General features: G+C 69.9%; 18 protein-coding genes. 14 read left to right on the top strand and 4 right to left on the bottom strand.

Annotation, left to right across the window (positions count from 1 at the left end):
- Positions 1 to 35 precede the first annotated feature (35 nt).
- Genes tssB through G4D86_RS10580 form a run of 12 tightly spaced genes read left to right on the top strand, consistent with a single transcriptional unit; the run spans position 36 to position 13,717 of the window.
- Positions 36 to 656 carry a type VI secretion system contractile sheath small subunit gene (gene tssB / locus G4D86_RS10525; RefSeq protein WP_163992298.1) on the top strand — a complete coding sequence of 207 codons (621 nt, stop codon included), beginning with the start codon at positions 36 to 38 and terminating at the stop codon, positions 654 to 656.
- 39 nt (positions 657 to 695) lie between these two features.
- Complete coding sequence (tssC, locus tag G4D86_RS10530; RefSeq protein ID WP_163992299.1) at positions 696 to 2,186, top strand: type VI secretion system contractile sheath large subunit; 1,491 nt, start codon at positions 696 to 698, stop codon at positions 2,184 to 2,186.
- A 42-nt stretch (positions 2,187 to 2,228) separates the two neighbouring features.
- Positions 2,229 to 2,807 (top strand): hypothetical protein, encoded by a 579-nt coding sequence (locus tag G4D86_RS10535; RefSeq protein ID WP_163992301.1) that lies wholly within the window; start codon positions 2,229 to 2,231, stop codon positions 2,805 to 2,807.
- A gap of 27 nt (positions 2,808 to 2,834) precedes the next feature.
- Entirely contained in the window at positions 2,835 to 4,085 is a 1,251-nt protein-coding gene (gene tssK / locus G4D86_RS10540) for a type VI secretion system baseplate subunit TssK (protein ID WP_163992304.1), read from the top strand.
- 1 nt (position 4,086) lies between these two features.
- Positions 4,087 to 4,476, top strand: a complete 390-nt coding sequence (gene tssE, locus G4D86_RS10545) for a type VI secretion system baseplate subunit TssE (protein WP_163992306.1) — start codon at positions 4,087 to 4,089, stop codon at positions 4,474 to 4,476.
- The gene (locus tag G4D86_RS10550) at positions 4,473 to 6,122 is read left to right on the top strand and encodes a hypothetical protein (protein WP_163992308.1); all 1,650 of its coding nucleotides are present in this window, start codon (positions 4,473 to 4,475) and stop codon (positions 6,120 to 6,122) included. The genes tssE and G4D86_RS10550 overlap by 4 nt, the downstream gene beginning before the upstream one ends.
- A 15-nt stretch (positions 6,123 to 6,137) precedes the next feature.
- Entirely contained in the window at positions 6,138 to 6,740 is a 603-nt protein-coding gene (locus tag G4D86_RS10555; RefSeq protein ID WP_163992310.1) for a hypothetical protein, read from the top strand.
- Between the two features lie 16 nt (positions 6,741 to 6,756).
- Positions 6,757 to 8,412: a type VI secretion system baseplate subunit TssF gene (locus G4D86_RS10560; protein ID WP_240360174.1), complete on the top strand. Its 1,656-nt coding sequence runs from the start codon at positions 6,757 to 6,759 to the stop codon at positions 8,410 to 8,412.
- Entirely contained in the window at positions 8,409 to 9,041 is a 633-nt protein-coding gene (locus G4D86_RS10565; protein ID WP_163992312.1) for a DotU family type IV/VI secretion system protein, read from the top strand. Before G4D86_RS10560 ends, G4D86_RS10565 begins: the two co-directional genes overlap by 4 nt.
- Positions 9,042 to 9,051: 10 nt before the next feature.
- Positions 9,052 to 9,381, top strand: coding sequence for a hypothetical protein (locus G4D86_RS10570; RefSeq protein ID WP_240360175.1), 330 nt, complete (start codon positions 9,052 to 9,054; stop codon positions 9,379 to 9,381).
- A 2-nt stretch (positions 9,382 to 9,383) separates the two neighbouring features.
- Positions 9,384 to 13,217, top strand: a complete 3,834-nt coding sequence (locus G4D86_RS10575; RefSeq protein WP_163992314.1) for a type VI secretion system membrane subunit TssM — start codon at positions 9,384 to 9,386, stop codon at positions 13,215 to 13,217.
- Positions 13,214 to 13,717, top strand: a complete 504-nt coding sequence (locus tag G4D86_RS10580) for a hypothetical protein (protein WP_163992316.1) — start codon at positions 13,214 to 13,216, stop codon at positions 13,715 to 13,717. Before G4D86_RS10575 ends, G4D86_RS10580 begins: the two co-directional genes overlap by 4 nt.
- A gap of 9 nt (positions 13,718 to 13,726) precedes the next feature.
- Here G4D86_RS10580 and G4D86_RS10585 read toward each other — a convergent pair whose 3' ends face one another.
- From G4D86_RS10585 to G4D86_RS10595, 3 genes are all read right to left on the bottom strand, one after another.
- Positions 13,727 to 15,073: a hypothetical protein gene (locus G4D86_RS10585; RefSeq protein ID WP_163992318.1), complete on the bottom strand. Its 1,347-nt coding sequence runs from the start codon at positions 15,071 to 15,073 to the stop codon at positions 13,727 to 13,729.
- Between the two features lie 121 nt (positions 15,074 to 15,194).
- Complete coding sequence (locus tag G4D86_RS10590; RefSeq protein ID WP_163992320.1) at positions 15,195 to 17,123, bottom strand: hypothetical protein; 1,929 nt, start codon at positions 17,121 to 17,123, stop codon at positions 15,195 to 15,197.
- Between the two features lie 127 nt (positions 17,124 to 17,250).
- On the bottom strand, positions 17,251 to 18,489 hold the full coding sequence (locus G4D86_RS10595; RefSeq protein ID WP_163992322.1) for a glycoside hydrolase 5 family protein: 1,239 nt from the start codon (positions 18,487 to 18,489) through the stop codon (positions 17,251 to 17,253).
- Between the two features lie 65 nt (positions 18,490 to 18,554).
- Between G4D86_RS10595 and G4D86_RS10600 the strand changes: the two genes are divergently transcribed.
- On the top strand, positions 18,555 to 19,436 hold the full coding sequence (locus tag G4D86_RS10600; protein WP_163992324.1) for an ABC transporter ATP-binding protein: 882 nt from the start codon (positions 18,555 to 18,557) through the stop codon (positions 19,434 to 19,436).
- Between the two features lie 11 nt (positions 19,437 to 19,447).
- Entirely contained in the window at positions 19,448 to 23,050 is a 3,603-nt protein-coding gene (locus G4D86_RS10605; RefSeq protein WP_163992326.1) for an ABC transporter permease/M1 family aminopeptidase, read from the top strand.
- Between the two features lie 40 nt (positions 23,051 to 23,090).
- On the opposite strand, the gene G4D86_RS10610 is transcribed toward G4D86_RS10605, so the two are convergent.
- On the bottom strand, positions 23,091 to 23,624 hold the full coding sequence (locus G4D86_RS10610) for a DUF2378 family protein (RefSeq protein ID WP_163992328.1): 534 nt from the start codon (positions 23,622 to 23,624) through the stop codon (positions 23,091 to 23,093).
- Positions 23,625 to 23,657: the final 33 nt, after the last annotated feature.

The following is a 23,657-nucleotide window of genomic DNA, read 5'->3' on the forward strand; positions in this document are numbered from 1 at the left end:
ACGCAGTGCAGTCCTCACGAGGGGAGAGCCGAACCATGTCGATTCAGGACCAATTGCCCCGGTCGCGCATCACGCTGACGTACCGGACCACCATCAACGGCGAGGCGGAGACGGTCAGCCTCCCACTGCGGATGCTGATGCTGGGCGACTTCTCGCTGGGCTCCTCGGAGGACCGCAAGGTCGACCTCGAGGCCCGCAAGCTGCGCTCCGTCAACGGGCGCAACCTGGATGAGCTGATGAAGGACATGAAGATGTCCTTGCGCTTCCAGGTGCCCAACCGCATCAACCCGGACGTGGAGGCGGACCTCGACGTCGAGCTGCCCATCGACCGGATGAAGTCCTTCCATCCGGACGAGGTCGTCCACCACGTCCCCAAGCTCAAGGCGCTGCGGCTGCTCAAGAAGCTGCTCCTGGAGATGCAGTCCAGCATCGACAACCAGAAGGCGCTGCGCGGGCTCGTCTACGAGCTGTTCTCCAACAAGGAGGCCCTCAAGCAGGTGCTCGCCGAGCTCAAGGACTACGAGTCGCTGCGCCTGCCCTCCAAGGCCACCCCCGCCACCGCCGCCGCTGGCACGTCCGCTGCTACCGCTGCCGCCGTGCCCGCCACCACCACCGCCGAAGCCAAGGAGACGGTCGCCGCGACGGTGAAGTCGTGAGCCCCGCCCTTCCCCACCCTTTCACTCCGAGGTCCCACCATGGCTGAAACCTCTTATCTGCCCAATCTCTTCAAGAGCGTGCGGCTGGAGCGTCCCGCGGACGCCAAGCCGATGATCGCCGAGAAGTTCGTCCCCGCCCTCGATGAGAAGGAGGTCACCATCGAGGCGCGCTTCATGTCCTCGCTGGCCGCGCTCCTCCAGAACGTGCCGCCCGCCGAGACGGGCCATGGCGATGCCGTGCGCTTCGACAAGGGCCAGGTGCTGGACGTCATCAGCCGCATCGACGCGATGATCGACGACCAGATGAACGAAATCCTCCACCACGACAAGTTCCAGGAGATGGAGTCCGCCTGGCGCGGCCTGGAGGACCTCGTCGCGCACACCAACTTCAAGGCCAACATCGCCATCGACCTGCTGGACGTGGCCAAGAGCGAGCTGGCCCAGGACTTCGAGAACAACTCCGCGGACGTCTTCGCGGGAGCGCTCTTCGACAAGGTCTACATCCAGGAGTACGACCAGTACGGCGGCCGGCCCTTCGGCGCGCTCATCGGCCAGTACGAGTTCAGCTCCTCCCCCGCCGACATCAAGTGGCTGCAGGCCATGGCCAAGGTGGCCAACGCCGCGCACTGCCCCTTCATCGGCGCCGTCAGCCCGAAGTTCTTCGGCTGCGAGAAGGTGGAGGAGATGGAGGCCATCAAGGACCTGGAGGGTGCGCTGGCCCACCCGCGCTACGGCAAGTGGAACGCGCTGCGCGACAGCGAGGAGGCCGCCTACCTGGGCCTCACCTTCCCGCGCTACGTGCTGCGCCTGCCCTGGCACCCGGACAAGAACCCGTGTGACGACCTGCACTTCACCGAGGACTCCCAGGGAGACTCGAAGAAGTACCTCTGGGGCAACGCGTCCATCCTCTTCGCCCGCAACATGGCGAAGGCGTTCGAGATCTCCGGCTGGTGCCAGGCCATCCGCGGCCCCAAGGGCGGCGGCCTCATCAACGGCCTGCCCGTGGACACCTTCTTCCTGCGCGGCCAGGAGGAGCTCAAGGCGCCGGTGGAGATCGCGATTCCCGACTACCGCGAGTACGAGTTCGCCCGCTGCGGCTTCATGCCGCTGGTGTACCGGAAGAGCTCCAGCGACGCGACGTTCTTCAGCACCCAGTCCGCCAAGGTGTCCAAGCGCTTCAAGGACCCCAAGGACTCGGAGAACTCGCAGCTCGTCACCAACCTGGCCTACACGTTCTCCATCACCCGGCTGGCGCACTACATCAAGTGCATCATGCGGGACAACATCGGCAGCACCGCGGACGCGGCGTACATCCAGCGGCAGATCGACGCGTGGCTGGCCGGCTACGTCACCACGGTGGCCAGCCCCGACGACCTGACGGTGCGGCGCTTCCCCTTCAAGGCCACCAGCGTCGAGGTGCTGCAGCGCGCGGGGGAAATCGGCTGGTACGACTGCAAGGTCGCCGTCCTCCCGCACATCCAGTTCGAAGGCCTCAACGTGGAGCTGATGCTCGAGTCCCGGCTCGGCTAGCGCGGCGCCACGTCCCACCCTCACCCCATTTAGGAGCAAGCCATGCCTGAGTTTTCTCGCGACCTGGACGTGTACCAGGGCTTCAACTTCAAGAAGGACCAGCAGACCGCCGTCGGCTACATCCTGTCCGTCACCATTGGCGGCCAGGCGCTCACCGCGGACATGGAGACCATCTCGGACCCCGAGCAGCCCGACAAGGCGCTCACGTCCAAGGTGGTCGCCGTGCTCAACAGCTACCACTGGGACACGGGCGTCACCGACGCCATGTACTTCAACGGGCAGCTGTCCACGTCCAACAAGACGAAGATCGCCGAGATGCTGCTGGGCACCTTCGCCAACGTGGAGGTGGTCTTCAAGTACGTCGTCTACGAGTACGACCCGATCGCCAAGAAGTACTTCAAGTCCTGCTTCGTGGACTCGGACCTCAACGGCCTCCTGGAGAAGAACGGGGACCGGCTGACCATCAAGGTGGCGAACAACGAGTCCCGGGAGGTGCAGTCGCCCAAGAACTTCACCTTCCAGATCGGCATCAAGCCCAAGACGCTGGAGCAGTCCGTCAACGTGGCGGCCGCGTCCTCGAAGAACATCGTGAAGAAGTGGGGCGTGACGGAGACGGCGTAGGCCCGCGCCCCCCACCCCGAGCGCCCCATGTCCCCCTTCAAGCTCGCCCGCGTCCGCTGGCGCGTCGGCCAGACGCTGCTTCCGGAGCACTTCGAGGCCCAGGAGCAGGCGCTGGAGGCGCAGGTCCGCCTCCACGCCTCGCTGTCCGGCATGCCGGCCCACGGCGTGGCGGCGATGACGTGGAGCGAGCCGCTCCTTGCCGGCGGCAGCCTGTCCGTCTCCACGCTGACGGCGGTGACGCCCGCCGGCTTCGTGGTGGACGTGCCGGGCAACGCGGTGCTGGCGCCCTTCTCGCTGGAGGGCACCGGCCGCTCGGAGGCCACCGTGTACCTGCACGTGCTGCGGGACACGACGAGCGCCGAAGGAGTACGGCTGTACGCGGAGGACCCGCCGGTGCTGGAGCGGGTGCTGCGCGTGCTGCGGCTGTCGGCGGAGCCGGTGCTGGACGGGGCGGTGGACTCACTGGCCCTGGCCACGTTCCGCCGCGACACCGAAGGCGTGTGGCACCTGTCGGAGGAGCAGGTGCCACCACTGCTGCTGGTGGGCCCCCACCCCTTCCTGGGCGGCCTGCTGGGACGGCTGGACGCGCTGCTGGAGCAGGCCCGCCTCCAGCTCCTGGCGCGCCTGTCGGACAGCTACCTGCGCAGTGACAGGCTCTCCAGCGCCCGCCGGGCGCTGTGCCAGGTCCACCGGTTGCAATCACTGCGGGACGACATGCGGCACCACATCTCTCCCCACCCCTACGCCCTCTTCGACGCCCTGCGGCAGCTCTACTTCGAGGCGTGCTGCTACCTGGAGCTGCTTCCTGACGGGACGCTGCCCGCGTACCAGCACGACGCACCCGGCAAGGGGCTGGGACGGTGGCTGGAGCTGCTGACCCGCGCGCTCCGTCCGGAAGCGACGCGGACCACGCACCGCCCCTTCACCGCGAGGGATGGACAGTTCACGTTCTCGCCGCTGCCCACGGAGGTGCGGGACGGCAGCGAGGTCTATCTGCTGGTGCAGCGCCGTCAGGCCGCGGAGCCCCTGCCCCTGGACGGGGTGAAGCTGGCCAGCCCCTCGCGCCTGTCCATGGTGCGGCGCATGGCCCTCAAGGGCATCCCCTTCCACCACGTGCCCCACCCGGCCTTCCCGCACGCGCTGGGCCCGGAAATCGACTGGTACCAGCTGGTCCCGGGTGAGGAGTGGCAGCTCGCGCTGCGCGAGGACGGCGTGGCCTTCTTCATCACTCCGGCGCTCCAGGGGGCGCAGGTCTCGCTCTTCTGGCGGAAGGCGTGACATGGGGCGCGCCTCCTTCCTCGAGAAGTTCTCCGGGGGCCGCCGGCCCGGGTCCACGGGGCGGCACGGCCTGGAGCACGTGCTGCTCAACCTGGAGGCCGTGCTCAACACGCGCGAGGGCTACGGCTTCTTCCGGCGCGACTTCGGCCTGGGCGACTACACGGAGAAGTACGGCACGCGGGAGCTGGTCGAGACGCTCACCGCCGAGCTGCGCGAGGAGATTGCGCGCCATGAGCCCCGCCTGACGGAGGTGGTGGTGACGCTGCGCGGCCGGGACGCCGGCCTCTGGCTGCACTTCGGGCTGAGTGCCGTGCTGGGCGGCACGCACCACAAGCTGCGCCTGCTCTTCGACACCCAGAGTGGCCGGGTGCGGGTGGAGCCGGAGCCATGAAGGCGGGCACCTTCGCGGACCGGCTCGCCGTGTCCGTCACCCTCACCGCCGGAGGCACCGCGCACGCCATTCCTCCCGGCGACGTGAAGTCCTTCGAGTTGGACCTGCGCGCCTGGGGCTTCGAGGGCCGGGTGGACTTCCTCGTCGCGGACAACGCGGAGGTGGGCGGGCTGGAGTCGGACGCGCTGAAGGCCGCCTTCCTGGAGCCGGACCTGCTGGAGGTGGAGCTGGAGCTGAAGGCGGTGCAGACGGACGCCGCGTCCCAGCCCGCAATCACCCCACTGAAGGTGAAGGGCCTGGTGGCGGAGCGCTCGCTGGTGGAGCTGCCCGCGACCCCGACGCCGGGCACGCCCCTGCTGTACCGCCGCTACGGGGTGCGCTTCATGGACGCGGCGCGGCTGCTGTGGGGACAGCACCACCCCATCAGCCTCTACACGCAGAAGACGGTTCAGGACGTGCTGGACGCGCACAAGGGCGAGAAGCTCTCCCTCACGTACGACTGGCAGGACGGCCTGGGAACGACGCACGCGCAGCTCTTCCTCGGGCTGCCCCCGGAGGACGGCGCCAGCTTCTACGACTTCCTGGTCTGGTACGTGCACACGCGCAATGGCGTGCTGGCCTGGGACTACACGGCGCAGGGGCTCTCGCTGTCCGCGGCGAAGGCGGCCTCGGGCACGCCGGTGGACGTGCTCGCGCCGGACGTGGACACCGTGGCGCTCACCTTCCCGGAGGTGCCCCGTCACGAAATGGCGGTGCTCAACGCGGTGGCGGAGGGCGCGGCCACCACGCCCATCGCGAATACCCGGGCCGTCACCGGCATCCGTCAGGACGTGCTGCTGCGCACCTCCGTCGCCGACGAGGTGGAGGCGCGCGTGACGCTGGAGACGGCGCGCCTCAAGGTGCCCGGCATGGAAGTGGAGCTGGGCTGGCGCCGCTTCCCCGCCGCGGCGCTCGCGCCCGGGACGCTCGTGAAGCTGCCCTCGACGGAGGCCTGGTCCGCGACGGGGCTGGCGGCGGGCGCGACGTACCGCGTGCGCCACCTGCACGTGCGCGGCGAGGCGCTCCAGCCCGGCCCGGACGCGGAGCACCTGGAGCCGAACGCGGGCTTCCACTTCTCCATGGCCACGCGGCTGGAACGCGAGGCGGAGACGTGGGTGGACCTGCCGCCGTACACGCCGCCGCGCTGGCCGCGCTACGTGGAGGGCACCATCGTCAGCGAGGCCGGCGAGGAGGCCGACGAGACGTGGCAGGCATACACGGACAGCGCCACCTCGCTGGACGGCTACCACGTGAAGGTGCCGCTGTGGGAGGACCAGGTCATCACCGTCCCCTTCAACCCGCACCTGCTGCCGGGGCACTTCTACTTCCCCGCCTACAAGGGGCAGCGCGTGCTGGTGGCGCTGGACTTCCAGAAGTCGTGGCTCAAGCGCTTCCTGGACTGGCGTGACGGGGCGCGCATGCCCGCGGACGGCCAGGGCGTGCACCTGATGGTCGGCAAGACAGCAGAGAGCGGCACGTCGCTGAAGCACTCGTACACGGACGGCAAGCCGGTCTTCCTCTTGCAGAGGACCAACGCGAAGGACACGGCCCGCATCGAAATCAAGGAGGGCACGCTGCTCATCCACGTGGAGGAGGAGCAGGGCTGAAGGCGAGGAGACGTCATGGGGACGCTGGTCTGCACCATCGAGCTGGACAAGCAGAAGGGCATCACCGTCAAGGTGAGCAACGCCGAGGCGAACATCGTGCAGACGGTGGTGATGGACGGCACGAGCATCACGATGAAGGTCGCCGGGGCGTCCGACACCAGCACCGTGGTGCAGAAGGCGGACAGCGTCACCGTCACCTGCAAGGACTTCAAGGTGGACGCGGACACCGTCACCCTCCTGTCCAAGCAGGCCTCGAAGTGGACGAGCCAGGCCACGCTCGCGCTGGAGAGCACGCAGGACATGACGCTCACCTCGCAGGCGAAGCTCACTCAGAGCGCCACCGCGGACGCGAAGCTGTCCTCCACGGCCAACGTCAACGTGGAGGCCACCGGGCAGCTCGCACTCCAGGGCATGTCCGCGGCGATGAAGGCCACCGCCGGCGAGGCGAAGGTGGAGGGCCTCACGCTGAAGCTGTCCGGCCAGACGCAGGCGGAGCTGGCCGGGGCCATGGCCAAGGTGTCCGGTCAGGCCTCGTTGGATTTGGAAGCGCAGGGCATGGCGAACCTCAAGGCGAGCGGCATCACCAGCGTGGCGGGTGCGCTGGTGAAGCTGGGCTGAGCAAGGGAGCGACACGGTGAGCCAGGCAACGACGGACCGCATCTACCAGGACTTCCTCGAGGAGATGGCCTCGCTGGAGCGCTTCCGCCAGCACTTCCACGAGCGCTACCCCGCGGCCCCGCTGGAGCGGGAGGACCCGGACGTGCGGCGCCTCATCGAGGCGCTGGCCTTCTTCTCCGTGCAGACGCGGCACGCGACGCTGCAGAACCTGCGCTCCACGTGGCGACGCCTCTTCGCCGGCTTCTTCGACTTCCTGCTGGAGCCGCTGCCCACCGCCGCCGTGGTGCAGGCGGTGCCCACGGGGAAATTGGGCGAGGCCGTGGTGCTGCCCCGGGGCACCGAGCTGCGGCTAGCGCCCGCGGATGGCGTGGCCGGCACCTTCCGTCTCCAACGGGAGCTGCGCGTGCTGCCCGTCACGCTGGAGTCCACGGAGGTGCGCCCGCTGGTGCGCGGGGGCCACCGGCTCATCCTCACCTTCGAGTCGCGCCACGAGCGCAACGACGCGGTGGGCACGCTGAGCCTGCACGTGCGCCACCTGGACGAGTACCTCCCGTCGCTGGCGGTGTTCCACGCGCTGCGCCAGCACTTACGGAGCGTGAGCGTGGTGTACGGAGAGCGGGCGGACGAGCACTCCACCGGCGCCACCTGCGCGGTGTCCTTCGGCCGCGAGGCGCCCGCGCCGGATGACACCGCTGCGTACGCGCACCCGCTCCAGCAGCTGCGCGCCGCGTTCCTCTTCCCGGAGCCGGAGCTGTTCGTCCACGTGGAGGTGCCACCCGCGCACGGGGCGTGGCGCCGCTTCAGCGTGTGCTTCGACCTGGCACAGGCGTGGACGGTGGGGCGCTCGCACCGGCCGGACTTCTTCGTGCCCTTCGCGGTACCGGTGGTGAATCTCAAAGCGGAGCCGGCGCAGGTCATCACCACGGACGGCACGCGCTCCGAGCACCCCATCCGCAACATGAGCGCCGGACGCGAGCTGGCGCTGCACTCGGTGACGGGCGTGTACGAGCTGACGAAGGCGGGGCTGGCCCCGCTGCGCCCGGCGCACCTGCCGGGCACGGGGCCCTCGTACGAGGTGGAGGACGTGCCCGGCGTGAATGGCCCTTCGCCCCAGCTGGTGCTGCGGATGCCCGAGGCCTTCACCACGCCGCGCAAGCTGGTGGTGGAGGCGCTCTGGCACCAGCCCCGCTTCGCGGCCGAGGCGTCGGGCCGCGTCGGCGTCACGGTGCCGGGCCGCTTCATCGAGGGGCTGGACTGGAGGCTGGTGGGCCCGCTCCAGCCGCACCGGGACAGCCCGCTGCACGATGATTTGACGGCGCTCACGCAACTGCTGGCCTGGAAGGCGCGGGCCACGCTCGGCCTGGACGAGCTGCGCGCGGTGCTGGAGCACCTGGGCACTCCGAGGGAGGGACCCTTCCGCCGCGTGCTGCCGCTGTTGCGTGAGCTGTCCGTGTCGCGCGTGCCGGACAGCGCCCTGCGCGGCTCGGGGCTGCGGCACGTCTACGAGGTGGTGCTGGAGCCGTTCGAGCCCGGCCTGGAGCCGCTGGTGGCGTGCTTCCTGGACCTGGTGCGACGCCTGCTGGACGCGTGGAACCACGAGGCATCCGTGGAGCTGCGGGCCACCGTGGCCGGCGTGGGCCCGCTGACGCTGCCGGAAGGAGCGCGGACATGAAGCTGTCGCATTGGAAGACCATCCTGCTCACGTACCGCCACGTGGACGACCTGCTCGACGCCGAGCTGCCACCCCTGGATGCGTCGCGCGAGCGCCTGTCCCCGGAGACGCTGGACGCGCTGGCGAGGCGTCTGCAAGCCGAGATAGAGGGCCTGCGGGCCGCGCTGAGCGGGGAGCTGCGCTCCGAGGACGTGGAGCAGGCCCTCCAGCCCTTCACCTTCCTCCTGGACGAGAAGGCGCTGCGGCGGCTGGACGACGCGGACGCGCCGCATTGGCCGCTGCTGCAGTTGAGGCTGTTCGGCGTGGACTCGGGTGGGGACGCCTTCTTCGAGCTGGCCGACACCGGGCTGCACCGCCAGGACACGCCGCCCCTGCTCTTCGAGCTGCTCCACTTCTGCCTCACCGCCGGCTTCGCCGGACGCCACGTGGGCCACCCGGCCCGCCTGCGCGAGTACCGCGAGCGGCTTGCGGCGCGCATTCCCCAGCCGGAGCGGGTGGCCGCACCGGAAGCCCACGCAACCGCTGCGACCGCGCCCACCGTCTACGACTTCCCGTGGCGGTACTACGCCGTCACGGCCGGCATCATCCTCCTCCTGCCCGTGCTGCTGTGGCGGCTGTCCAACCTTTGAGGTGCGGGTCATGAGCGAAGCGCGTCCCCCCGCTGCCGCCTCCGCCCGAGAGCGGAGCACCGCGGTCCGGGAGCCGGAGGGACTGCCCCGGCGCCTGGAGCACCTGGAGCAGTTGATGGAGGCGGAGCTGGGTGCGCTGCGCGCGGGCACCGAGCCGCTGGTGGACACGCTGCGCCAGGGCGCGCGAGCACTGGAGCCCGGGCCCGGAGGCACGCGTCCTGCACCGAAGGAGCGGGAGGCCTGGCGCGCGCGACTGCTCCAGTCGCTGGACGTCCTGGAGGACGTCCTCGAGGGCCTGCAGCTTGCGTCCCGCGCGGACGCAGGCGGGAGGAGGGACTGAGCATGGCGGGGGCCGGAGACAAGGTGACGGCAGCCACGGGCGCGGCGGTGGAGACCGCGGAGGCCGCGCGTCCGTACCTGACCTGGGTGCTGGTAGGGCTGGCGGTGCTCCTCACCGTGGCGCTGGTGGTGGCCGTCGTGTGGTGGTGGCGCAAGCGGCGCCGCGAGGCACCCACGCGGGAGCCGCGCAGGACGCTGGAGTCCCGGAGGCTGTTGCGCATCCGCCAGCGCTTCCTGGGCGCCCTGCCCTGGCGCTACCGCGTGGCCGTGCGCGACTTTCCCACCGTGGTGGTGTTCGGCCCCGCCGGCAGCGGCAAGACGCGGCTCATCGACCTGGAGGTGGATTGGCGGCGGCAGGAGCGCCAGTTCATGCCCAGCCACACGTCGGACCCGCTGCTGCAGTGCTTCCTCGGCGCGGACCGCGTGGTGCAGGAGGTGTCGTCCTCGCTGCTGGAGGACGACTCGCGGGAGGCGCGCCACGCGCTGCGCAAGCTGTGGAAGGCGACCTTCCGCCGGCAGCGGGCGCTGGTCGTCATCGCGCTGGACGCGCGCTGGCTGGCGGAGTCGCCCCCGGACGAGGTGCGGCGCATCACCCAGCTGGTGCGCGGCAAGCTCAACCTCCTCACCGAGGTGTGCAAGGCGTCCGTGGAGACGCGGCTGTGCCTGACGCACATGGATGCGATGGAGGGCTTCGCGGACTTCGCCCGGCTGCTGCGCACCCACGGCGCTCCGCTGCAATGGGACGTGCCACCACCTGGCGAGGAAGCACGGCTGGCCTCGGGCCTGCAGCCCATGGAGCAGTACTTCGCGCTCGGCCTGGTGTCCCTGTCCGTGGAGTCCTTCGGCCGGCTGGAGGAGTTCTACGCCCGGGGTGGCGAGTCCTTCGCGGCGCTCGCGCGCTTCGTCTCCGGGCTGTGCGAGGGCGGCGCCCTCTCCTACCCGCCGAAGCTCACCCACGTGTACCTGTCCTCGCCCGAGCCCGAGGCGCGCTCGGCCGGGGCCCTCACCTTCACCCAGGAGCAGAAGCCCCCGGAGCTGCGGGCGCGCTACCTCGGGGTGCACCTGCGACGCTGCGCCGCGCTGCTGGCGCTCGGGTGCCTGCCGGTGCTCGCGGCGTACGGCGTCTTCCGCCTGCGGCTGGACGCGGCCGAGGCGGCCATGTCGGACTTCGACGCGACGGTGACGCACCTGGAGGAGCAGCACCTCACCCCATCCGGCGAGGTGGTGGAGGGCAAGGCGCGGGCCACCATGAACGCCATGGCGACGCTCTGGTCCACCAAGAGCTACTGGCCGCCTCTCGAGGACAGCTTCACTTCGGAGATGACGGAGCTGCGCGGGCGCATGGCCCGCGGCATCCGCCTGGCGCACCTCAAGCCGCTGCTGGAGCGCTGCCAGCAGGAGTGCTCGCGCTGCGGGGCCCTCATCCCCGGCTGCGCGCCGGCGGAGTCCGCCCTGTCGGAGCGCCTCGTCCCGGACGACTGCGAGCACGAGAAGCTGTGCCAGCCGGAGCAGATGCTGCACCTGCTGGCGGTGGTCCGTGCCTCGCGCAATGACGACCTGGGCAACCATGTCCTGTCGTCGCTGAACGCGAAGCACCACCGGCGCTGGGGCTGGGCCACCGACGCGCTGGGCGTGCACCTGTCGGAGGGGCGCGCCTCGGAGGCCGGTGCCTGGGTGCAGGCCACGGGGCTTCGGGAGGAAGCCGTCGGTGACTACATCATCAGCAGCGACGTGCCCTGGCTGGTGCGAGCGGAGGAGCAACCGGACACCGCGTGGCTTCGGTGGCCCTATGCATGGCTGGAGGTGGACAGCTACCTGAACCCGTGGACGGCCCACCTCCGGAAGCTCCAGGCAGTGCTGTCCGCCCGGGAGGTGGATCTGGAGCAGTGGGACGCGCTGGAGGTGGAGCGCAGGCGGCTGCACGCCGCGCTCGCGCGCAGCGCCGTGTACGGCTCCACGCGCGAACTGCTGGCGCTCATCGACACGTCTCGCGCGCCAGAGAACCAGGGCACGCTGAAGAACGTGGCGAGCATCCCGCAGGCGCTGGACTGGCTCCACAAGCACCGTGCGGACCTGATGGAGGTGCTGCGCCTGGAGGAGGACATCGGCACCGGGCTGGAGGCGGTGGAGACCATGACCACGGCGCAGTTGCTCACGCGCACCGACGGCCTCTTCCTGCCGGGCGAGGGCGCGGCCCGCATCGAGGTGCGGATGCCCCAGCAGGCCTTCGAGTTCCGCCCGCGCGAGGTGTCGCGGATGCTGCTGGAGAAGCTCATCCGCCAGCGCGAGGCGGGGCGGTGGCCCTTCCCGCGCCGAGCGTCCAAGGGGCTTCCCGCGGGCGCCGTGTCCTCCGCGTCCGAGGTGGGCCTGGGGCTGGCGGACGCGGACCTGCCCTCCGGGAGGACGGGGGACACGCTGGCCCTGCCGCGCCCCACGGGGCGCCTGGGGTTCGACACGGACCTCAAGCCGCTGGTGGACGAGTTCACCCTGCGCATGGCGGACACGAAGCTGAGCCAGGCGGAAGCGGCCCAGCGCCAGGCCTACGTGCTGCGCAAGGTGGGCACCTTCGCGCGGCAGTACCGGCAGGACCTGCTGGTGCGCTACCGCGAGCAGCGCTTCACGGCGGGAGCGCTGACACTGACCTCGCAGCTCGCGGCGCTCTCCCAGCCCGCGTCCGACCTGACGACGATGCTGCGCGAGGTGGCGGATGGCGCCGGTATCGGTCCGCTGCAGAGCCCGTACTACGCACCGCTGCGCCAGGAGCTGGCGATGTTCTCCCCCATCGTCCAGCTGATGACGCCGGACAAGGACGGGCAGACGGCGCAGCTCGTGCCGTACCTCTTGCTGGTGTCCCAGCTCCAGGCGGAGCTGGCGGGCTCGGCAGCCTCGCCGCCCATCGCGGCGAAGGCGGGCCCGGGGGCCGCGGTGCCGGAGGGCGGGGGTACCCAGTTGGTGGACCTGATTTCGCCGCTGGGACGGGTGGCCCTGTCGATGATGCTGGAGGACGAGGGCTCGTACCTGGCGCGCGTGGACGCGTGGCTGGACAAGCAGGGCCTGCTGGGCGAGCTACGGCGCCCCTTTCGCGAGCCCTTCGTGCTGACGCGCGAGCTGGGGCGGGCGGAGCTGGAACGGGTGCTCGCGGAGCAGTGGGACGAGCAGCGCCAGCGCACACTGGAGCCGCTGCTGCGGCGCTACCCGTTCAACATCGAGTCGAGCAAGGAGCTCGACCCCGAGGAGCTGGGCGTGCTGCGCCGTGGGGACGGGGCCTTCTGGCAGTTCGTCGCGCAGGTGCTGACACCGGTGGTGGAGGAGAAGGGCACGGAGTGGATGCTGCGCCGGCCGTTGCGCCAGCAGCTCTCGGTGCCACCGCGCATGTTGCTGATGCTGAGCCGGCTGTCCCGGCTGTCCCGGACGCTGTGGGACGACGAGGGCAAACCGAAGCCGCTGCCGTTGCAGGTGCGCCCGCTGCCGCTGCCGGCCACCGGCGCGGGTGGATTCGTCACCATGTCGTTCCTGAAGTGCGGCGCCGCCGCGGCCTTCGGGTTCAACCAGACGCCGGCCTGGCAGGAGTTCCCGCTGAGCTGGTGGGAGCCGAAGACGGCCTCGGTGGGGGCGGAGCTGCGCACGCCCGGGAGCGAGATAAAGCGCTACCGGTCCACGGAGCTGTCGCGTTCGTCGTGGAACTGCTTCCGGCTGCTGGATGAGGCCTCGTTCGACGAGGAGCAGAACGCGGCGTGGCCCCTACCCGGACCGGAAGCCACGGTGGCGACGGAGCTGCGGCTGCGCTTCGGGATGCGGGGCGGGCCGTGGACCGTCTTCCGGGAGGTGGTGCGATGAACGCGGGCGGCTTCACGGCGGTGGGACTGGCGCTGGTGCTGGGCACGGTGGGTTGCGGACCGGGTCACCTGTCGGTGCGAGTGAATGCTCCGCCGGGAGCGAACCAGGGGCGTCCGCTGCAGATGGTGGTGCGCGCGGTGGACGCGAAGCAGTACCTGACGGAGTCCTACGCTGACGTGGCGAAGCAGGTGGTGCACCCGGACGACTCGATGGTGGAGACGTTGGTGGTGTACCCGGGGACGCGGACGGAGACGCGCGTGAAGGTTCCCGAGGACGCGTCGCTGGCGGTGTCCTTCCTGTTCACCACGCCGGACGGCGCCTGGCAGGTGCTGCTGGATGCGCCCTTCCCGGGCAAGGTGGACATCGAGCTGGAGGAGAGCCGCATCCGTACGGATGTCGCGCGGCGCCCCACCCGCAAGGGAAGCGGGGCGAAGAAGGCGGAGGAACCGAAGGCCGAGCCACCGAAGGTCGAAGCCAAGGTGGAAGCCAAGGCGCCCTGAGCCGCGCGCTCACGCCGTGGCGAGCGCGCCCGCCTGGACCTCCAGTGCATCGAGCGAGGCCCCCACGGAGGCGTCCGTCGCATCGACCCCGGTCTTCAGCTGCGTGCGCGCGGTGGCCACCTGCGCCTCGGCGGACGTGACGGCCGCATCCACCTGCGCCTTGGCGGCCTCGGTGCCGGCATCCACCCGCTGGCCCAGCTCCGGCAGCCCGGCCTTCACCTGGGTCTTCACCGCGTCTACCCGCGCGGTCAGTGGCTCCTTCACGGCGAGGACCTGCTGCACGGCCTGTTCCTTCGCGGTGCCGAGCTGCGTGACGGCCGCGGCCACCGCCTGATCCAACTGTGCGCCCGCCGGCTCCACGGCCTGGAGAATGGACTGCTTCAGCGTGTCCACCTGCTGCACGAGCCGCTGCTGGACTGTCTCCACCTGCTGCACGGCCTGGGACTGGACGGAGTCCACGCGTGACAGGAGCTGCTGTTGCAGGGACTGGAGCTGCTGCGCGGCCTGGCTGGAGAAGGTGCCGAGCTGCTGGGTGACCTGGGTCACCACCTGTCCAATCGCCTGAATCGCGGGGTCCACCAGTGGCTTTGGAAGATTGGAGACGGGAATCGCATCCAGCAGGGAGTTGAGCCGGACGAGCAGCGCGTCCAGTGAGCCGGTCAGCGTCTGATAGAGCGTCTGGAGTTGCTCCAGCACGGCGGGCAGTGGCGCGAAGAGGGCCATCACCTGCTCCTTCACGACGGCCATCTGCCCGACGAGGGTGTCGAGCGTGGACAGCGCGCTGTCCACCGCCCGCTGGAGCGGCTCGCGAATGGCGGCGACCGCGGCCAGGGCGGATTTCACCAGCGCATCCAGGGCCGCCTGGGCTCCGGTGATAAGGGCCTCCACCTGTTCGATGGCGGGAAGCAGCGCGGCCGCCACGGCCTCCACCTGCCCGAGCAGCGTGGCCACCTGTCCGGAGAGGAGTGTGTCCAGCGCATCCAGCGCGCCAGAGGCTCCCTCGGTCGCGCTCGCGAGCGTCGCCCCCACACCCTGCTCCAGCGCGGAGAGCGTCCCGGACACGGCGCTCGCCGTGCTCTCCACCTGTGCGCGCAGCGGTGGGAGTCCAGCACGGAGCCTGCCTACTTCCGGCGTGGCCTCACGCGCCGCCAGCTTCGCATCGAGCGCCTCGATGCGCGCGGAAAGTGCGGTGAGTGCTGGCTCCATCTCGGGACGCAAGGTTGCGATGAGCGCCCCGACACCACCAGCCCGAGCCTCGACGTCTTCGCGAGCAGCGCCAAGACGCGAGGAGAGACCTGCCCCGGTGGACTCCAGCTCACCCTTCAGCTCCGTCACCGTGCCGAGCAGTGCCTTCATGACGTGCCCTCCCCTGCCGACTTCCGCACCGCCTTGCGACGCCGCGCCCACGTCGTCATCCGCGCCGTCAGCACATCCATGCCACGCGGCTCCCGCGCTGCCATGGCCTGTCGCTCCCGTCTCACTTCAGCCGCTCCAGCGCCGCGCGAGCTTCCGCCGCAGCGCCCGAGAGCGGGGCCGTGCGTCCCGATAAACCAGACAGCGCCCCATTGAGCTCGGCACGTGCCTCGGAGACCTTCGCGCTCACTGCCGCCTGCGCCGCTTCGAGCGCGGCCGTGGTCTCAGTCGTTGCCCCGTCCAGCTTCGCCTGCCCACTGCCAGAGGCCACCCGGTATGTGGCCGTCATCTCCCCCATCGCCCCCGTGACGCCGGCCGACAGGTCCGCCCGCGCCGACTCCACCTGGGGGGACACGTCGTAGGTGGACTCAGTGGAACCCGCCCCCGGGTCTTCCTTCGTCTGGAGCAGCAGCACGCCCTCGGCCATGCGCACGGTCCCCGTGTCCGCGCCCGAGACCCGGTGAATGTTCCACACGGGCTTGCCGTCCTGGTAGTCGTGGGTGAGCGACGTCTGGCTCGTGGCGCTCTTGCCCAGCAGCATCCCATCGCCCTGCCCGTCCTGCGGGAGGCGCGCCCCCTCGGCCCAGTCGAGGTGGCGGTGCAGCTCGGCCCGGTCGAAGTGAAGGGCCACCAGCACCCGCTCATGCTTGTAGGGCGGGAAGTAGAACTCGCCCGGAAAGGCCCCGGGCTCCGCCGGTACGCGGACCGTCTTGTTCCACATCGGCACCGTCACCTGCCATGCGAGCACGGACGTCTTCGTGTCCTCGGACAGCAGCCAGGTGCGGTCCGTCTCCCCGCCCGCCGGGCTGTGCACCTTGCCCTCGACGTGCAGCGGGTAACGCGGCCGACGAAACGGCGGCAGCTCCACCGAGATGTCGGAGGCTCGCTCCAGCCGCGCGCTCATCTCCACCGTGTAGCCCGCATGCGACACCTGCAGCCCATCGTGTGGCCCCGAGTGCAGGGTCCGCGCCTCCAGCGACAGCTCCACCGCGCGCAGGTCCTCGCCCGTACCCACGGCGCCTTTGCTCCACCCAGTTCCCTCCAGCCGAAGCCCCGCGCCCGGGTGCACCGCGACGGTGGGGAAGTGACAGAACGTGAGCCGGACCTGACGCTGGGGCACGCGCAGCCGCGCAGCCTCCAGCGACTGTCGCTGCTCTGCCTCGGCGGCAATGGGCGTGCGCACCAGGAAGTCGTGGCGGATGCCGGTGGCAGCCTGTTGGGAGTCCACGTCCAGCGAAGCGCCCTGGAGTGCCGAGCCATTGAGAACCCGCGCCGCATGGCGGGGCACGGGCGGAAGGAGCACCTCGCACCGCTCGACCCGGTCCGAGCCGAGGCGCGCCACCGTGCCCACTCGGGGCTTCCGCCCGGACAGGGTGTAGCCGTCTCTCCCGGAGTCATACGTCCAGGCCCCGCCGTAGGCGTGCGCCAGCCAGAGGACGAAGTCGTGGAAGCTGGTGCCCGGAGCATCTTCCCCGAGCGCCAGGCAGACCAGGGGCCGCTTCTCGTCGAGCACGTCCCAGTCACACTCCAGCGTGACGGCGCCCGCGGTGTGGGCCGCGAGCAGGTCTGCCAGCGACATCTGGGTGTGCAGCTCGGTGGGGCGGTGCTGGCGCCAGACCACCCGCGCGGCATCCTCGAAGTCCACGGTGTAGCGGCGGAAGCGCACGGCCGTGCCCTCCACCGTGCCATGCGTCCGCGCTTCCAGTCGCCGGGTGCGAGCAAGCCCCTGCACGACGAGCGGCGCTGGCGGTGACGCCGGCACCGGGTAGCCCCCGGAGATGGACAGCCGGACCTTGAGGAGGTCTGGCGTGGAGAAGGCGGTGAAGAGCGCCGCGTCGTCCTTCTCCAGCCCGGTCCAGAACGTCACGGACGCGGTGAAGCCATGAAGCGTCAGGTGCACGGAGCACGACTCCACCTGTCCGCCCGGCACGGAGAAGGTCTGCCCGCCGATGCTCAGCGACAGGTCCAGCGCGAGTCGTTCCTGGAAGGCCATCTCTGCTCCCGGACCCACTCCCTTGCCACTCGCGTGCCGCTCCCTCCCGAGGCACACGCCCTCACCGCGCGTACCGTCCGCTGCCCGCTGGAACGCAGCCGCGTCCCCAAGGGACGCGCCCCGGGCGTCACCGAGCCGCCGAGGCCGCCTCGATGATGAGGTCCGCGTAGCGGTTCACCGGGTCCTCCGGCGCCGTGCCGTCACGGAAATAGAACGTGTGCGCATCCCAGGCATCGGGCCGTGAGTCATTGGCGAACATCCACAGCGCTCCGGCCCCCAGGCCCTCCTCGCGCATGCACTCCAGCCAGCCCCGGTAGAGCGCGCGGCGCTGCGACAGGTCCAGGTCGCCCTCGTTACGCAGCCCCAGTTCCCCGACGAACAGCGGCTTGCCCAGGCTCCGCGCAATCGCGGCGTGCTCAGAAATCCACTTCGCTCCCGCCACCGCCGTGCCCGGGCCGTCCAGTCCCCACGCCTCCGGATAGAAGTGCACGGACGCGAAGTCGATGAACGGTGACGCCGTGTTCCGAGCGAAGCTGGAGCCCGGAGTGCGCAGCATCGTCGACCCTACCGCCGTCCAGAACGCACCGTCATAGCCTTCCGCTGACGGCTCGAAGCCCTCCTCCCCCGTGCCCACCAGGTGACCGGGCGCATGCGCCTTCACCTCGCGCGCCACGTCGTCAATCCAGGCGCGCAGCTTCACGCCCTCCTTGTCCAATCCCTTCCCGCGCGGCTCGTTGAGCAACTCCCATGCGAGCACCGCCGGGTGGTCGCCGTAGCGGATGCCGTCCACCGTGTTCACCCGCTCCAGCAGTCGCGCCACGTGCGACTTGTAGTGCGCCACCACGGAGGGCTCGGTGAAGAAGCGCGGGTCGCCCTCCACTGGCTGCGGCAGTCCCGCCCACTCCACGTACTGCCGCGCCCCGCCATACGCGTCCCAGTAGTTGCCCAGCGTCAGCACCAGCCGCACGCCATGCACCCGCGCCCGGGCAAGCACCCGGTCCAGCCCCACGAGCGACACCTCGTCGTACTGGAGCGGCGCCACCTGCATGGCGCTGTCCCCCACCTTCGACATCGCTTCGTTGTGCCCGTTGGTCCGCACCGCCCGCACGCCCAGTGCCGCCGCCTTCGCCAGCACTTCTTCCAGCACCGGCGACTCCGGCAGCCCGCGCCGCACGTCGCGCGCCGCCTCCTCCTGCAGGAAGTACGCGTTGAGCACCATGCTGCCCGAGGGCAGCCGGTCCAACTGCTGCGCCGGGCCTCCCGCGCAGTCCGCGGCCACCGCCTCCAGCATCACCGGCTCACCGTCCCCGCACGCGCAGAGGACGAGGGCCAGGGCCGCGGCGGTGCTCCGGCATGAAGAGGACATGACCGCATGCTACCGGTCCCGCGAGCCTCGCGCACCGGCCCCATGGTCCGCTAGCGTGCGCTTCCATGGAGCTCAGACTGGAAGGCGTGTCGAAGACGTACCCCAACGGCACTCGCGCGTTGCAGGGTGTCAACCTCACCATCCCCCGGGGCATGTTCGGGCTGCTCGGGCCCAACGGCGCCGGCAAGTCCACGCTGATGCGCAGCATCGCCACGCTGCAGGACGTGGACACGGGCACCCTGACATTCGACGGCATCGACGTGCGCCGCGACAAGGACCGGCTGCGCGAGGTGCTCGGCTACCTGCCCCAGGACTTCGGCGTGTACCCCAAGGTGACGGCGTGGGACATGCTGGACCACCTCGCCCAGCTCAAGGGACTCGCCCAGCGGGGCCCGCGCCATGACGCGGTGAAGGCGCTGCTCCAGAAGACCAACCTCTGGGAGCACCGGGACCGCCGGCTCGGCGGCTTCTCTGGCGGCATGAAACAGCGCTTCGGCATCGCCCAGGCGCTGCTCGGCAACCCCAAGCTCCTCATCGTCGACGAGCCCACCGCCGGCCTCGACCCCGCCGAGCGCTTCCGCTTCCACAACCTGCTCGCCGAAATCAGCACCGACGTCGTGGTGCTGCTGTCCACGCACATCGTCTCGGACGTCGCGGACCTCTGCCAGAACATGGCCATCCTCGCGCAGGGCAACGTCGTCCTCAGCGGGCACCCGCTCAAGCTCGTGGACGCGCTCCAGCAGCGCGTGTGGAAGCGCTTCATCTCCCAGCAGGAGGAACTGGACGCCCTGATGAAGGAGCTGGAGGTCATCGCCGTGCGCCGCGTGGCCGGGCAGCGGCTCGTCCACGTCTATGCGGAGACCCAGCCGCCGGGCTTCGAGCCCGCGAATCCCGACCTGGAGGACGTCTACTTCCACGCCCTGTCCCGGGCCCAGAAGCAGTCCTGAGGGGGCACGCCATGTTCTCTGCCCTCGTGTTCTTCGAGCTGCGGCGCCGGGTGAAGATGATCTCCACCTGGGTCTACGCCGTGGTCCTGGCCGGCGCCGGCCTGCTGATGGCGATGGCCACCGGAGGCGTGTTCAAGAGCGTCTCGGCGAGCTCCGGCTCCGAGCGCGTCTTCGCCAACAGCCCCCACAGCCTCTTCGGCCTCATCACCACGCTCGCCTTCTTCGGCCTGCTCATGGTGGCCGCAGTCTTCGGTCAGGCCGCGTACCAGGACTTCGGTCACGGCACGTGGATGCTCATCTTCACGAAGAACGTGAAGAAGGCCCCGTACCTGCTCGGCCGCTTCCTGGGCGCGTACCTCTTCAGTGCGGTGCTCCTGCTGTCCATCCTCCCCGGCCTGGCGGTGGGACTCGTCGTGGCGTGGCTGATGGACCACTCCCAGCTCACCACGAACCAGACGGCCGCGTACCTGTGGCCCTATGTCATCGGCGTGTGGCCCACGCTGTTCTTCTGTGGAGCCCTCTTCTTCACGCTGGCCGCCGTCACCCGGCGCATGGCCCCGGTGTACGTGGGCATCGTCGTCCTGGTGCTCGGCTACATCGTCATCAGCGCGGCCGTCGGGGACGTGCAGTACCAGCACCTGGGCTCGCTGCTGGACCCGTTCGGGTTCATCACCTTCGAGACGGCGACGCGGTACTGGACGCCCGATGAGCGCAACCGCGACCTGGTGTCGCTGTCCGGCGCCATGCTCGCCAACCGCCTCATCTGGCTCGCCGCGGGCGCGGCGCTGCTCGGGCTCGCGGTGGCCCGCTTCCGCACCACCGTGGAGGAGCACAGCGGCCGGAGCGTGATTCGCGAGGCGACCTCTCCGGCGCCCGTCGCCCTGCCCTCCGTTGCCGCCGCGCCGACGACGGGAAGCTGGCTCCGCACCGCGGCGTCCTCCGCGTGGCTCGCCTTCCGCGACGTCCTCCGCTCGCCCGTGTACTGGTCCTTCGTGGTGGCCGGGCTCTCCTTCGTCACGCTCGGCATCCTCTTCTCGAATCAGATCTTCGGCACGCCCACGTACCCGGTGACGTGGCAGGTGCTGGAGCTCGCGATGGGCACGTTCCGTCCCTTCGTCCTCATCACGATTACCTTCTACGCAGGCGAGCTGGTGTGGAAGGAGCGCGACGCGGAGCTCGGCGACATCGTGGACGCCACGCGCGTCCCGACGTGGGTCGTCTATTCCGGCAAGCTGGGCGCGCTGCTGCTCGTCGCGCTCTCGCTCAAAGGCGTCGTCGCCGTCGCCGCGCTCGTGTCCCAGGTGGGCCGCGGCTTCTTCGACATCGAGTGGAACCTCTACTTCACCCAGCTCATCCTCCTGGACTACCTGCGCGACGTGCTGCTTTGCGTGCTCGCGTTCTTCGCGCAGGTGCTCATCCACCAGAAGTACCTCGCGTACCTGGTGATGGTGCTCTACTTCGCGGCCCAGGCCGGGCTGGGGCTGCTGGGCGTGGAGGACGCCCTCGTCCGCTATGCCTCCGAGCCGTCGGTGCAGTACTCGGACATGAACCGCTACGCGAACCTGCTCCCGGTCATCTTCTGGTACCGGCTGTACTGGTACGCGGCGGCGGCGCTCCTCGTCGCGACGGGCCTGCTGCTCACCGTGCGCGGACGAGAGACTCGCTGGCGCGAACGCTGGGCCGCAGCGAAGGCCCGGCGCTCCACGGGCTGGACACTGGCCGCCGCGCTGTCGCTGCTCGTGTTCCTCGGGGCCGGAGCGTTCATCTTCTACAACACGCACATCCTCAATCCGTACGTCACGGCGAAGGACCGCGAGCGCCTGACGGCCCGGTACGAGAAGGAATACAAGTCCTACGCGGACCTGCCCCACCCGCGCATCATCTCCGCGGACGTCACCTTCAACATCTACCCGGAGGAGCTACGGCTGGAGTCGCTCGGCACCTATCGCGTCCGCAACAAGACGCAGGCGCCCATCCAGAAGGTGCTCATCAGCCTCCCGCAGGATGCGCGGGTGCGCAGGCTCTCCATCGCCGGGGTGGACAAGCCCGCTTCACACGACACCGCGCTGGGGCTGTTCGTCTTCGAATTGCCCACGCCTCTGGCTCCCGGTGCCGAGGCCGACCTCGCCTTCGACCTGGAGTTCGGCACGCGCGGCTTCGAGCATGGGACGCAGCGCACGGACATCGCCGGCAACGGCACCTTCTTCAACAACGGCAACCTGCCGGTGCTCGGCTACCAGAAGGACTCGGAGCTGGTGGAGGACGGGGACCGCAAGGAGTACGGCCTCGCGCCGAAGGAGCGCCTGCCCGACCGCGATGACCCGAAGGCCCGCGAGGACAACTACATCCGGCAGGACTCGGACTTCATCTCCTTCCAGGCCACGGTGAGCACGTCGCCGGACCAGATTGCGGTGGCACCAGGCTACCTGGAGAAGGAGTGGACGGAGAACGGCCGCCGCTTCTTCCGCTACAAGATGGACCAGCCCATCCTCAACTTCTTCTCCGTGCTGTCCGCGCGCTACGCAGTCACGCGCGACACGTGGCGCGACGTGAAGCTGGAGATCTACCACCACCCCACGCACACCTACGCGTTGGAGCGGATGATGCGCGGAATGAAGGACGCGCTGGAGTACTGCAGCGAGAGCTTCGGGCCGTACCAGCACCGGCAGGCGCGCATCCTCGAGTTCCCCCGCTACCAGCTGTTCGCCCAGTCCTTCCCCAACACGATTCCCTACTCGGAGGGCCTCGGCTTCATCGCCCGGGTGCGCGAGGGCAACGCCGACGACGTGGACTACCCGTACTACGTCACCGCGCACGAGATTGCCCACCAGTGGTGGGCCCACCAGGTGGTCGGCGGGCGCGCCCAGGGCGCGACGATGACGTCCGAGACGATGGCGCAGTACTCGGCGCTGATGGTGATGAAGCACCGCTACGGGCCGGAGAAGATGAAGCGCTTCCTCAAGTTCGAGCTGGACCGCTACCTCATGGGCCGCGCCATTGAACGGAAGAAGGAAGTGCCCCTGTCGCGCGTGGAGAACCAGGCGTACATCCACTACAACAAGGGCAGCCTCGTCATGTACGCGCTGCAGGACTTCATCGGCGAGGAGCGCGTCAACCGCGCGCTGAAGCGCTACGTGGAGAAGGTGCGCTTCCAGGGCCCGCCGTACACGGGCTCCACCGAGCTGCTCGGCTTCCTCCGTGAGGAGACGCCTCCCGAGTACCAGTACCTGCTCGAGGACCTCTTCGACACCATCACCCTCTACGACAACCGCACCGTGTCCGCGACGACGCGAAAGAATGACAAGGGCACGTGGGACGTCACCCTCAAGGTGATGGCGAAGAAGTACCGGAGTGACGACAAGGGCACCCAGACGGAGTTGGACTTCAACGACTGGATGGACGTGGGCGCGCTCGACGAGAAGGGCGAGGCCGTCTTCCTGGAGAAGCGCAAGGTGCCCAAGGGCGAGTCGGAGATTCAGTTCACCGTCCCGGTGAAGCCCGCGCAGGTGGGCGTCGATCCGCTCAACGTGCTCATCGACCGCACGTCCAGCGACAACGTCACGGAGCCCACCGAGGAACAGCAGGTGGCGATGGAAGCCCGGCCCACGCGCTGAAGCCCTGGGTCCTCCCGGCGGTGCAGGCCGCCGGGAGTCGTCACCAGCGGATGCGCAGGTCGAAGCCGTCCGTGCCCTCGTACCGCTCGATTTCCACGCGAGGCTGGGTGGCGCCGGCCTGCCGCAGGGCGCCTTCGCACGTGCCCGCGGCGGCGTCCGCCGGGAAGGGGTAGCCGCGGAACTGGACGCGCCAGTCCGCGGGCGCCAGTTGCTGACCCTGGATGTCCACCGGGGAGAGCACCGAGCTGAAGCTCAGCGCCACGCGCTTCATGGCGCGCTCGGGGCCGGCCACCTTCAGGGCCATGCCCACGACGCGGCCCACCAGCGTCTCGAAGTACATGCGGACCAATTCGCGCCCCAGTTCCCGCTGCGCGGCCTTGCGCTCCTTGCCCGGGTACAGGTGGCGTAGCACCGCTTCCTGGCACCCGAGGTACACGGCGGCCGGGTACGTGGCGCGTGGCTTGTCCACGTCGTACCCCGCCGCCAGGAAGTCGGCGCGGAGCTTCGCATCGGGCTTCGTGAAGCGGACGAGGGACTCGAACAACGTGGACTGGACAGTGACCTCGGTCGGCATGCGGAGGGCACGCTAACCTGCTTCAGGGAGGTC

It is taken from the genome of Pyxidicoccus caerfyrddinensis, assembly GCF_010894405.1.
Classification (GTDB): domain Bacteria; phylum Myxococcota; class Myxococcia; order Myxococcales; family Myxococcaceae; genus Myxococcus; species Myxococcus caerfyrddinensis.

Bases quoted from the DNA above. Each gene is read 5' to 3' on its own strand.
- tssB (WP_163992298.1), top strand. From the start codon at position 36: ATGTCGATTCAGGACCAATTGCCCCGGTCGCGCATCACGCTGACGTAC.
- tssC (WP_163992299.1), top strand. From the start codon at position 696: ATGGCTGAAACCTCTTATCTGCCCAATCTCTTCAAGAGCGTGCGGCTG.
- G4D86_RS10535 (WP_163992301.1), top strand. From the start codon at position 2,229: ATGCCTGAGTTTTCTCGCGACCTGGACGTGTACCAGGGCTTCAACTTC.
- tssK (WP_163992304.1), top strand. From the start codon at position 2,835: ATGTCCCCCTTCAAGCTCGCCCGCGTCCGCTGGCGCGTCGGCCAGACG.
- tssE (WP_163992306.1), top strand. From the start codon at position 4,087: ATGGGGCGCGCCTCCTTCCTCGAGAAGTTCTCCGGGGGCCGCCGGCCC.
- G4D86_RS10550 (WP_163992308.1), top strand. From the start codon at position 4,473: ATGAAGGCGGGCACCTTCGCGGACCGGCTCGCCGTGTCCGTCACCCTC.
- G4D86_RS10555 (WP_163992310.1), top strand. From the start codon at position 6,138: ATGGGGACGCTGGTCTGCACCATCGAGCTGGACAAGCAGAAGGGCATC.
- G4D86_RS10565 (WP_163992312.1), top strand. From the start codon at position 8,409: ATGAAGCTGTCGCATTGGAAGACCATCCTGCTCACGTACCGCCACGTG.
- G4D86_RS10570 (WP_240360175.1), top strand. From the start codon at position 9,052: ATGAGCGAAGCGCGTCCCCCCGCTGCCGCCTCCGCCCGAGAGCGGAGC.
- G4D86_RS10575 (WP_163992314.1), top strand. From the start codon at position 9,384: ATGGCGGGGGCCGGAGACAAGGTGACGGCAGCCACGGGCGCGGCGGTG.
- G4D86_RS10580 (WP_163992316.1), top strand. From the start codon at position 13,214: ATGAACGCGGGCGGCTTCACGGCGGTGGGACTGGCGCTGGTGCTGGGC.
- G4D86_RS10585 (WP_163992318.1), bottom strand. From the start codon at position 15,073: ATGAAGGCACTGCTCGGCACGGTGACGGAGCTGAAGGGTGAGCTGGAG.
- G4D86_RS10590 (WP_163992320.1), bottom strand. From the start codon at position 17,123: ATGGCCTTCCAGGAACGACTCGCGCTGGACCTGTCGCTGAGCATCGGC.
- G4D86_RS10595 (WP_163992322.1), bottom strand. From the start codon at position 18,489: ATGTCCTCTTCATGCCGGAGCACCGCCGCGGCCCTGGCCCTCGTCCTC.
- G4D86_RS10600 (WP_163992324.1), top strand. From the start codon at position 18,555: ATGGAGCTCAGACTGGAAGGCGTGTCGAAGACGTACCCCAACGGCACT.
- G4D86_RS10605 (WP_163992326.1), top strand. From the start codon at position 19,448: ATGTTCTCTGCCCTCGTGTTCTTCGAGCTGCGGCGCCGGGTGAAGATG.
- G4D86_RS10610 (WP_163992328.1), bottom strand. From the start codon at position 23,624: ATGCCGACCGAGGTCACTGTCCAGTCCACGTTGTTCGAGTCCCTCGTC.